The sequence below is a fragment of the Streptomyces sp. SID5785 genome (assembly GCF_009870065.1).
In the GTDB taxonomy this organism is placed as follows: domain Bacteria; phylum Actinomycetota; class Actinomycetes; order Streptomycetales; family Streptomycetaceae; genus Streptomyces.
In genome coordinates, this window is the sequence record NZ_WWIA01000518.1 from 1 (window position 1) to 10348 (window position 10348).

At 74.6% G+C, this 10348-nt stretch carries 10 protein-coding genes and 1 pseudogene; 3 read left to right on the forward strand and 8 right to left on the reverse strand.

The features are described 5' to 3' along the window. Positions 1–61: 61 nt before the first annotated feature. Positions 62–910, reverse strand: a complete 849-nt coding sequence (locus GTW43_RS16740; RefSeq protein ID WP_161302829.1) for an ABC transporter permease — start codon at positions 908–910, stop codon at positions 62–64. Further along, the gene (locus GTW43_RS16745) at positions 907–1920 is read right to left on the reverse strand and encodes an ATP-binding cassette domain-containing protein (protein ID WP_161302830.1); all 1014 of its coding nucleotides are present in this window, start codon (positions 1918–1920) and stop codon (positions 907–909) included. Before GTW43_RS16745 ends, GTW43_RS16740 begins: the two co-directional genes overlap by 4 nt. 165 nt (positions 1921–2085) lie before the next feature. On the opposite strand from GTW43_RS16745, the gene GTW43_RS16750 reads away from it, so the two are divergent. Beyond that, positions 2086–2517, forward strand: coding sequence for an SH3 domain-containing protein (locus GTW43_RS16750; RefSeq protein ID WP_161302831.1), 432 nt, complete (start codon positions 2086–2088; stop codon positions 2515–2517). A 104-nt stretch (positions 2518–2621) separates the two neighbouring features. Here the strand turns inward: GTW43_RS16750 and GTW43_RS16755 are convergent, their stop codons facing one another. Further along, entirely contained in the window at positions 2622–3038 is a 417-nt protein-coding gene (locus GTW43_RS16755; RefSeq protein WP_161302832.1) for a hypothetical protein, read from the reverse strand. Between the two features lie 134 nt (positions 3039–3172). On the opposite strand from GTW43_RS16755, the gene GTW43_RS16760 reads away from it, so the two are divergent. Then, positions 3173–3808: an NAD(P)H-binding protein gene (locus GTW43_RS16760; protein ID WP_161302833.1), complete on the forward strand. Its 636-nt coding sequence runs from the start codon at positions 3173–3175 to the stop codon at positions 3806–3808. A gap of 12 nt (positions 3809–3820) precedes the next feature. Here GTW43_RS16760 and GTW43_RS16765 read toward each other — a convergent pair whose 3' ends face one another. The 4 genes and pseudogenes from GTW43_RS16765 to GTW43_RS16780 form a co-directional block, all read right to left on the reverse strand. Next, positions 3821–4648, reverse strand: coding sequence for a ParB/RepB/Spo0J family partition protein (locus GTW43_RS16765; protein WP_161302834.1), 828 nt, complete (start codon positions 4646–4648; stop codon positions 3821–3823). Next, positions 4648–5547: pseudogene (locus tag GTW43_RS16770) on the reverse strand (AAA family ATPase); the annotation flags it as partial. The gene GTW43_RS16765 and the pseudogene GTW43_RS16770, both read right to left, overlap by 1 nt. A gap of 84 nt (positions 5548–5631) precedes the next feature. Further along, a complete protein-coding gene (locus tag GTW43_RS16775) occupies positions 5632–6378 on the reverse strand; it encodes a DUF4389 domain-containing protein (protein WP_161302835.1) in 747 nt (248 codons plus the stop codon). A gap of 90 nt (positions 6379–6468) precedes the next feature. After that, the gene (locus GTW43_RS16780; RefSeq protein ID WP_161302836.1) at positions 6469–7728 is read right to left on the reverse strand and encodes an MFS transporter; all 1260 of its coding nucleotides are present in this window, start codon (positions 7726–7728) and stop codon (positions 6469–6471) included. Positions 7729–7800: 72 nt separating this feature from the next. Here GTW43_RS16780 and GTW43_RS16785 point away from each other — a divergent pair, with 72 nt between their 5' ends. Beyond that, the gene (locus GTW43_RS16785) at positions 7801–8748 is read left to right on the forward strand and encodes a LysR family transcriptional regulator (protein ID WP_343246033.1); all 948 of its coding nucleotides are present in this window, start codon (positions 7801–7803) and stop codon (positions 8746–8748) included. Between the two features lie 39 nt (positions 8749–8787). Here GTW43_RS16785 and GTW43_RS16790 read toward each other — a convergent pair. Then, positions 8788–10348: DUF6049 family protein (locus GTW43_RS16790; RefSeq protein ID WP_237536633.1), on the reverse strand; the 1561-nt coding region annotated here is incomplete at its 5' end.

A 10348-nucleotide genomic window follows, 5' to 3' on the forward strand; every position in this document is an offset into this window, starting at 1 on the left:
TAAGGCAAGGCCCCGGCCGCGCGGGGCGCGACCGGGGCTCGTGCAGACGGACCAGCGGGTCTCACTTGCGGTTGTAGAGCCGCATCGTGACGGGGCCGAACACGGCGATCAGGGCGGCCGCCCAGCCGAGCGACCACAGCACCGCGCCGTCGGACCAGTCGCCCGCCATGAGGCCGCGGACGGCGGAGGCGACGTGGGTGACGGGGTTGTTGTTGACGAAGGCCTGGAGCCAGCCGGGCATCGTCGTGGGCTCGACGAAGATGTCGCTGAGGAACGTCAGCGGGAAGATCACCATCATGCTGACGCCCATGACGGACTTCTCGGTGCGCAGGAGCAGCCCGAACATGGTCCAGATCCACGAGAAGGCGAACGCGAACACCAGCAGCACGGCGACGCCCGCGAGGACGCCGAGGACCCCGCCGCCGGGCCGGAAGCCCATGATCAGGCCGACGGCGAGCATGACGGCGGACGCGATCGTGTAGCGCAGGGCGTCGCCGAGGAGGTAGCCGACCATGACCGCGGGCCGCCAGATCGGCAGGGTGCGGAAGCGGTCGAAGACGCCCTTCTCGATGTCGGTGTTGACGGAGATGCCGGTGTACATCGTGATCATGACGACGGACATCACGAGGATGCCGGGCAGCAGGTACTGGATGTACTGGTCGGGGGAGCCGGCCAGGGCGCCGCCGAAGAGGTACGTGTACATCAGCACCATCATGATCGGGAACGCCGTCACATCGAACAACTGTTCTGGAACGTGTTTGATCTTCAGGACCGCGCGCCAGCCGAACGTGAGGGACGCGGCGAGCGCGCCGGGCCGCCGCGGCCGGTCGCCGGAGACCAGCAGCGCGGCCAGGGAGTCGGCGCTGACCGGGGCGAGTTCCTGCGCCTCGGTGGTGGTGGCGGTGCTCATGCCGGGTCCTCCTCGGGGGTCCGGTCGGTCAGGGCCAGGAACACCTCGTCGAGGCTCGGCTGGCCCAGGGAGAAGTTGTCGACGGTGATCCCGGCCGCGGCCAGCTCCGCCAGCGCCCGGGAGGCGGCCTGCGCCGCGCCCCGCCCGTTGTCCGCGCCGCCCACCCGCGCGGTCAGCGCCACCGGGTCCGGCTCCAGCTGCACGGGCGCGTCGAGCACGGCGGCGAGCAGCCGCTCCGCGTCCGGCCGCCGATGCGCGTCCCGCAGCCGTACGTGCACGGCGCCCGCGCCCACCGAGGACTTCAGCTCGCCCTTGGTGCCCTCGGCGATCACCCGCCCCTTGTCGATGACCGCGATCCGCGCCGCCAGCCGGTCGGCCTCGTCCAGGTACTGGGTGGTGAGCAGGACCGTGGTGCCCTGGGCGACGACGGCCCGGACGATGTCCCACACCTGGTTGCGGCTGCGCGGGTCGAGGCCGGTGGTCGGCTCGTCCAGGAACAGCAGGTCCGGGGTGTTCAGGATGGACGCGGCGATGTCGATGCGGCGCCGCATGCCGCCCGAGTAGTTCTTCACCTGGCGCCCGGCCGCCTCCGCGAGCCCGAAGGCCGTCAGGAGCTGGTCCGCGCGGTCCGCCGCCGGCTTCTTGCCGTGGCCGGTCAGCCTGGCGAGCAGCACCAGGTTCTCCTGGCCCGTCAGATCCTCGTCCACGGACGCGTACTGGCCGGTCAGGCTGACCCGGGAGCGCACCGCGTCCGCCTCGCGCACCACGTCGTGGCCAAAGACATGGGCCTCGCCCGCGTCCGGCCGCAGCAGGGTGGCGAGCATCCGCACGGTCGTGGTCTTGCCCGCGCCGTTCGGCCCGAGCACGCCGTAGACGGTGCCGGCCGGGACGCTCAGGTCCACACCGTCGACCGCGCGGTTCTCGCCGAAGGTCTTGACCAGTCCCGCCGTCTCGATGGCGAGGCCGGTGCGGGTCGTCGCGGCGGTGGTGGTGGTCCGCGTGCTGCTCATGTCGGGCTGCCCCTCTCGGTCACGTCACAGGGGCAGACCGGCCGGAGGGCGCGAACTCATCGGACCGGTGCCCCACCGGAGCCGCACAGCCCTTGCGCCGTCCGGCTCCGGTGGAGCACTGGGCCGAACGGGTGTTACCTGGACGGGGGAGCTAGGAGGACGAACATGCGCCGAACAACTCCGGCCGTCGCCGCGGCCACCCTCGTCGCGGGCGGCGTGCTCGCGGTGACCGCAGCGGCCCCGGCCAGTGCGGGCAACGGCGGCGGTGACGTCGTCTGGGGGACGGTCGTCTCCCGGGGCGACCTCAACCTCCGCTCGGGTCCGAGCACTTCGGACCCGGTCGTCTACAAGCTGGCACCGGGCAGCCAGGACCGCATCGAGTGCGCGACGAACGGCTCGTCGGTGCACGGCGACCCTGCCTGGTTCTGGCTCATCGGCGCCCGCGGCTGGGCCAGCGCCGCCTACATCGACACCGACGGCCGCTCCGTGCCGAGTTGCACGACGCCGTGCCCGCCCGATCATCCGCAGCGCGACAGCAGCCCCAGCGGCTTCTGGTTCCGCTCGGACACCAGCATCGAGTTCGGCGTCAGGTACTGAGACGCCCTCCTTCCGCGCCGAGGTCGCGGACCGCAGCGGACGGCGCCCCGGAGGCCACTGGCCTCCGGGGCGCCGTCCGTGGTGTGCGTGCTGCCGCGCGCCGGTCAGGCGTACTCGTTCGACGAGTAGTAGCGGTAGTAGGTCCCGAGGAAGACACCGCCGGCGACGAGCGCGCCGAGGACGACCGACCACAGGACCGTGCCGTTGGCGAGGCTGTGCAGGAAGCCGATCGAGACGCCGGCCAGCACGCCCCACGCGCCCGCACGGGCGAAGAAGTGCCGGCCCGCCTGCGCCGCCGACCACCGGTGGACGCCGAAGCAGAGCACGGCCACGAGGACGCCGGTGACGAAGCCCAGCGCGATGTTGCCGCCGGTGACCTCGCCGCCGTAGCGCTGGATGCTCGCCGCCCACAGTCCGTAGGCGGCGCCGGCGACGACCGGCAGGACCAGTCCCGCGCTGCCGGGGGAGAGGGCCGTGCCGCTGCCGCGTCGGTGTGTTGCGGGTGCCGCGTGATGAGCCATGTCGGGCTCCTTTCTGCGTCTCACCGGAACGCCGCTGTGCCCCCTGGGCGTGCCGGAACCCCGACTTCCATTGGGCTCTCGCGGCGGGCGTCGCGCAACATGCGGTGACGCGGGGCCCGTGTTTCGCTGGGCCCATGAACATCGTGCTGTTCGGCGCCACCGGCATGGTCGGCAGCCGTATCGCCGCCGAGGCCCTCGCCCGCGGCCACCGGGTCACCGCGGTCAGCCGCTCCGGCGACTCCCCGCTGCCCGGGGTGACCGCGGCCGCCGCGGACTGCTCCGACCCCGTCAAGGTGGGCGAGCTCGCGGACGGCCACGACGCGGCCGCCAGCGCCCTCGCGCCGCCCCGCGACGGTTCGGACCCGCAGGTGCCCTTCCTGGCCCTCAACGAGGCGCTCGTCGCCGGGGTCCGCAGGTCCGGGGTGTCCCGCCTCGTGGTCGTCGGCGGTGCGGGCAGCCTCCTCGCGGCGCCGGGCCGGATGCTCGTCGACCAGCCCGACTTCCCGGACGCCTACCGGGGCGAGGCGCTGGCCCACCGCGATGTCCTGACGTATCTGCGCACCGTCGACGACCTCGACTGGACCTGCGTCTCGCCCGCGGCCGAGATCGCCCCCGGCGAGCGCACCGGCGAGTTCCGCATCGGCGGCGACCGGCTCATGACCGACGCGCACGGCAACAGCAGGATCAGCGCCGAGGACTACGCGATCGCCTTCGTCGACGAGGTCGAGCGGGACGCGCACTCCCGGGGCCGCATGTCGGTCGCGTACTGACCGGTCACCCGCTCACGGGCGGCCCAGGAGCTCGAGGACACGGTCGAGGGCGGCCGGGGCCAGATGCCGGCGCAGCGCCTCGACGACGTCCTCGGGCGTGCCCCGGCTGTCGATCCTGATTACGCCGTAATCGCGGCCGCCGCGCCGCTCCGAGCGGGCCGCCGGGACCGAGGGCGTCGGCAGTGCCCCGTGGACGCCGGGCAGCGCCTGGTCCTCGCGCGGCAGCCGGGCGATCCGGCGGGCGTCCTCGACCGAGACGCGGCCGTCCGCGAGCGCCTCCTGGATGTCGTCGCGCAGCTTCATCAGGGACAGCCGCTGCGAGACGAAGCCCTGCGTCTTGCCGATGCGGGCCGCGACCTGGCGCTGCGAGTAGCCGTAGGCGGTGATCAGGCCCTGGATGGCCTGCGCCTGCTCCAGCTCCGTGAGGTCGTCGCGCTGCACGTTCTCGATCAGCGCGTCCTCGTCGGTGCGGCTCGCGTCCTCCCGGACCAGGACCGGCACCTCGTCCAGGCCCGCCATCCGGGCCGCGGCGAGCCGCCGGTGCCCGTGCAGCACCACGTAGGGGGCCGCGCCGACGGCCTCCGTGTGGTGCGGGTGGGCCGCGAGGAACACAGCCGCGGGGACCACGCCGAGGGCCTGCAGCACCCCGCGCTCGCGCACCGTCTCGGCGAGTCCCTCCAGGTCACGCAGCTCGTGGCGGGGGTTGTCGGGGTTGTCGGCGAGCTCGCCGACGGCCACCGTGAACGGCGTGGTGTCGGGGCGTCTGCGCGCGGCCGGGGCGGTCGCCGGGGTGTCCGCGCCCGTGGCCAGCAGGGAGGACAGATCGGTGCGGCGGCCCATCAGGCGGTCACCTTCTTCTTCCCGTTCGGCTTCTGCGCGCTCTGCGTGTTCTGCGTGCTCGGTGTGCTCTGCGTGTTCTTCGTGTTCTTCGCGCGGGGCTTGCGGGCCGGCTTCGGGATCGCGGCGAGCCCCACCTCCAGTGCGAGCCGGAAGAAGTCCTCGCGGGCCTGGAGCGCGACGCGGTTGGCGCCGTACTGGGTGACGACCAGGCCGTCGGCGCTGGCCCGGGTGTGCAGCTTGTAGTGGCGCACGACGGTGCGGGCGAGCGGCCAGCCCTGGCCCTCGACGAACGCGCGGGTCTGCGTCAGGTCCGCCTTGCCGTCGCGCGGGTCCCAGTTGTTGATGACCACGCGGAACGGCAGCCCGCGCGGCTTCACGACCCGCTCGATCGTGCGCTGCGTCGGCTGGAAGCCCAGCGGCTCGGGCTCGACCGGCACGATCACGTCCGTGGCGTTGGACAGCACCGCGCGCAGGGCGTCGGCGGCGGCGCCCTTGCCCAGCGGGTCGCCCGCGTCGTCCTCGGCGAGGTCGAGCCAGCCCGGGGTGTCGACGAAGACGTGCTGGGCGGAGGGGATGCGGGACAGGGCCGCGAGACCCGCGAGGTCGTCGTGGGCCTGCACGAAGTCGAACGGCAGGTCCTCGCCGACGCGTTCGGACCACCACACGGCGGAGCCCTGGGGGTCGATGGAGACGGCGACGACGGGCGGCTGTCCGTCGCCGCCGGGGGCGCCGGCGCCGAGGACGTCGGCGGTGACGGCGGCCAGGTTGACGGCGAGGGTGGACTTACCGACGCCGCCCTTCTGATTGAGGATCACGTGTACGTGCGCCACGAGGTACTCCCGTATGGGGCGGGTTTGGGGGGTTTTGCTCGTGGCTACTCTGGCAGTGCGGGTCTTCCGGGGCGCGGGTACACGCCGGTGCGTCGTCGGCCGGCGGCCGGCGGGGCGTGATCGGGCCGTGCGGCGCGGCCGCCGGCCGCACGGTCACGGCGAGACGGCCCAGCCCACGGCTCCGAGCACCAGGAACGCGCCGAGCAGCACCTTCGCCGAGGCGCCCAGGAACAGCGGCCGCGTGCCGGACGGCCCCCTGACCACCCCGATCGCCGAGTCGACCGACCCCTGGTCCCCGAACAACCGCTTGGGGTACGCCGAGGACAGCAGCAGCACGTACGCCCCGACCCGCATCCGGTACCGCAGCACCGCCGCGCTCGCCCCGAACAGCGGCAGCGGCATCCGCCCGAGCACCAGCACCACCAGCCACGACAGGAACGACACGGCCCACCACCCGGCCGTCACGACGGCGCCGACGAGCACCGCGGGCAGCATCAGCAGCGGGCGCAGCAGCACGGCGGCCCGGTTCAGCGGACCGGAGTGCAGCCGCAGCTGCACCGGGTGGGCGAGCGGCCCGCCGGGCAGGAGCGGCGGCAGCCGGTCCGTGAGGAGCATCGCCGACGCCGCCCACCGCGCCTCGTACGCCACGAACGCCGCGAGGAAGCGCTCCAGGGGTTCCGGGGCCCGGCCGAGCAGCAGCGCCCCGCACCACGCGGCCACGGCGGCCGGCACGGCGGCGACGGCCAGGGCGAGCAGCACCAGCGCGTGCGGCAGCAGCACCAGCAGCCGCAGCAGGACGCCGCACCGGTTCTGCCTGCCGGGCGGGGGCACCTCGAGCTCGGGGAGCGGTTCGGTGCCGGGGAGGAGCGGGACCGTGCCGAAACCGGGAGACGTGGACATGCCGCAACTGTGCACAGCGCCGCAGGTCGCGGCATCCGCTGGCACCCGTTCAGGTGGGTCCCGGCGAGGACCTCTCCTCGGGGCCCTGTTTCAACTCCCTTGATATTCAGGCGAGTTGGTGACGCGCAGCGGCCTGAGCAGGAGAGGTGTCGCCAGCAGCAGCACCCCGGCGGCGGCCAGTGCGGCCCGCGTCCCGGTGACCGCCGCGAGCGCCCCCCAGGCCAGGGTCAGCGCCGCCGTCACCGCCTTGCCGGTGACCGTCCAGGCCGACAGCACGCGGGCCACCCGGTCGGGGTCCGTGCGCCGCAGCCGCTCCCCGGCCAGGACCGGGTTGAAGACGCCGCAGCAGAAGATCAGGCCCAGCTCGACGGCCATCACGGTGAGCAGACCCGGGACGCCGGTCCCGGTGCACGCCAGGCCCACCGGCCAGCACGCACGCGCCGCACCGCTGACCCGCAGCACCCGCCCGGCCCCGTACCGCCGGACGAGCCGGGGCGCGAGCCGCGAACCGAGCAGTCCGCCCAGGCACGGAACGCTGAAGGCGAGGCTGTACTCCCAGACCGGGAAGCCGAGCTCGCGCAGCATCAGGACGGCCATGAGCGGGGCGCCGACCATGATCAGCCCGTTCACCAGGGCCGAGTTCAGGAACAGCGCCCGCAGGTCGGGCCTGCGCCACAGGTGGGTCCAGCCCTCGGTGATCTCCGCCCGGCCGATCCGGGCGGAGGCGCTGCGGGGCGGCTCCGGCTCGGGGGCGCGGATCGCGCGGACGCCGCACGCCGACAGGACGTAGCTCACCGCGTCCCCGACGATCGCCGTCAGCGGGCCGAGCGCCCCGATCGCGGCGCCGCCCAGCGGCGGCCCGAGCGCCGTCGCCGTCCAGGTCGTCGACTCGAACCGGGCGTTCGCGAGGAGCAGCCCCTCCGCCGGGACGAGGGCCTTCAGATGCGCCCCGCTGGCGGCCCTGAACGCGATGTCGGCGGTCGCCACCACCACGGAGACGAGCACCAGCAGGCCGAAGCTCAGCGCGTCCAGGGCGTACGCGAGCGGCAGCGTCAGGAGCGCCGCGGCGCGCGCGAGGTCGGCCCCGATCATCACCGGCCGCTTGCGGCGGAACTCCACCCACGGGCCGAGCGGCACCGCGAGCAGCGCCGCGACCGCGATCCCGGCCGCCGCCAGGAACGACACCTGCGCCGGGCTGCTGCCCAGCATCAGCACCGCGATCAGCGAGAACGCGTCGAGTGCCAGCCGACTGCCCGCCGTGCTCACCGCGTACGCGGCCCACAGCCGTCCGAAGTCCCGCCCGAGCCCGGCCCGCTCGCCGGTGCCGCCGGCCGCCGTCCCTGTCGTCACCGGGGGATCCAACGCCCCGCGGCCCCGCCCCGGCAAACAACCGGCGGGCCCGACCGCACAACCGGTGGTTGTATGGATGATGTGAGCATGGGCATGGACATCGACGCCGTACGCACCTTCCTCGCCGTCGCCGACGAGGGGCAGATCCAGATCGCCGCGCAGGAGCTCGGCATCACCCAGCAGGCCGCCTCCAAGCGCATCGCGGCCCTGGAGCGGCGGCTCGGCGTGCGCCTGTTCACCCGGACCCCGCGCGGCGCCCTGCTCACCCTCGACGGGCAGACGTTCCGGCCGCACGCCCGCGCCCTCGTCGAGGCCGCCGAGCGCGCCCTCGCCGCCGTGCGCCCCGGCAGCCGCCCGCTGCGCGTCGACGTCCTCGGCACCAACCTCATCACCAACGGCCTGCTCCACGACTTCCACCGGGCCCGCCCCGACGTCCCCCTCGACGTCGTCGCGCTCGGCGACGGCCGGGCCGCCCTGGAGAGGGTGCGCGACGGCGGGCTCGACGCCGCGTTCTGGGTGTGCCGGGTGCCCGACCGGCGGCTGCCGCCCGGGGTGTCCGCCACCCGCGTCGTCGACGAGCCGGTCGTCCTCGTCACCGGCGCCGCCCACCCGCTCGCCGACGCCGCCGAGGTCACCCCCGCCTCGCTCGCCGGACACCGGATCTGGATGCCCGGGCTCGCCGCGGGCAGCGAATGGGCCGCGTACTACGAGGAACTGGCCGCCGCGTACGGCCTGACCATCGACACCGGCGGCCCCAACCTCGGCGGCGGGCACCTGCTGCGCACCGTCGCCGACGCCCCGGACGTCGCCACTCTCATGGGCACCCGCACCCCGCTCGTGCGGCCCGCGGGCATCGAACTGCGCACCGTGCCGGTGGTCCGCCCCACGCCGCTCTACCCGCTCGCGCTCATGTGGCGCGACGACAACCCGCACCCCGGCCTCGCCGCCCTGCGCGAGCGGCTCACCGCGGACTACCGGCCGCCCGCCCAGGAAGGACACTGGCTGCCCGACTGGGCGTGACGGCCCGTCACCGTGCGCACCGTGCGGCCGTGACAGGGCCTACTCGGGAGCGTCGTCCGGCGGGGTCTGCCGGGAGCGGCGCTGGCGGACCTGCCACATGCGGAACGCCGCCGCGAGCACGATCAGCCCGATCCCCGCCGCGACCACCGCGATCGCCCCCGAGGACACCGAGGTCACGTCCACCTCGAAGGTGATCGGATCGCCCCAGGGCCGGCCGTCGCTGCGGGTGTAGAGCTGCGCGGTGAGCTCCGCCTTGCCGTTGGCCCTGGCCGTCACGCCGACGTGCGTCGTGTGGTTCGCGGAGCCCGCCGCCTGCACCGCGACCTTCGGGTCGTTGACCCGCAGCCGCTCCGCGTCGGAGGACCGGACGCGCAGTTCGAGCCCGGCGACCGGCTGTTGCAGCGCGTTGTCGACCGTGACCGGGATCTGCGCGTCGCCCGACGTGAGGGTCACCGTCGTCTTCGGCACCAGCCGCAGCGACGCCACCGACGCCGTCAGGAACTCCGTCGTCCGCTCCTGGAACTCCTCCTGGTCCGGGGTCTGCCGGGCCCGCCAGGCCGTCGACAGGGCCCGGGCCATCGCCGCGTGCACCGACTGCGTCGTGCCCCGCGGATCGGCCAGCACCGTGGCCAGCGTCGCAAGGCCGTCCAGATCGCCCGCGGCGGCGCCGATCTGCTGCGCCGACAGCTGCTCGACCCGCAGCGCGGCCGGATAGTCCGCGGACGGCCCGGCCGTCCCGTCCACCGCGTCGTTCCCCGCGGAGCGCAGCGTCGCCGGTTCCAGCCAGCCGTCCTCGGTGCCCGCGTCCAGCACCGCACCCAGCGTCCTCGCCGCGCGCCCGGACAGCTCCCGGGGCGGTACGACGACGTGCCGCGAGCCGGTGCGCAGCTGCTCGGAGAGGTCGCTGACGGCGCCCTCGTCGGGGCCGGTGTCCCGCGCGCTGTCCGACGGGCTCGGGGAGCCGGACGGGCTCGGCCCCGACTGCGGTGTCGTCGTGGGCGAGCCGGTGTCCGGCGCGGACGGCGAGGCGCTCGGCGACGGCCGCTGCGGATCCTTGATGCGGGCGAGCGCGCCGGTGACGCCCGCATCGTAGGTCAGGGCCGTCATCTCCGTGTCGCCCGTGCCGAGCGTCACCGGGTCGGCGCCGTCCGGGTCGAGGCCGTGCCCCGACGTCAGCATGCGGGTCACCCCCAACGCGCTGCCCAGCGCGGTGATCCGGCGGTCGAGCACCCCGTCCGCGGGCCAGCCGATCCCGGCCCGGGTGCTGGTGCCGAGGAGGGCGTCGACGCGTTCGCGCGCGGAGCCCGCGAGCCCCGAGACGACCTCCGTGAGGTCGTCGGTGTCCGTGCCCGGGTGGTGTGCGAGGGAGGCCAGGTCCGGGTCCGCGTAGGGCAGCAGCCACACGTCGTGGCCGTCGACGGCGCTCTTGAGCGCGGCCAGCCAGGTGCGGGCGGCGTTCTGCCCGGTGCCGCGGACGCTGTCCTGCGGGTTGCTGGACCCGGCCGGGTCCGCGACCCGGTAGCCGTGCGCCATCTCCTGTGCGGCGATCACCAGGTCGGGGTCGACGACCCAGGCGACGTCGCGGCCCTTGCCCGCGTCA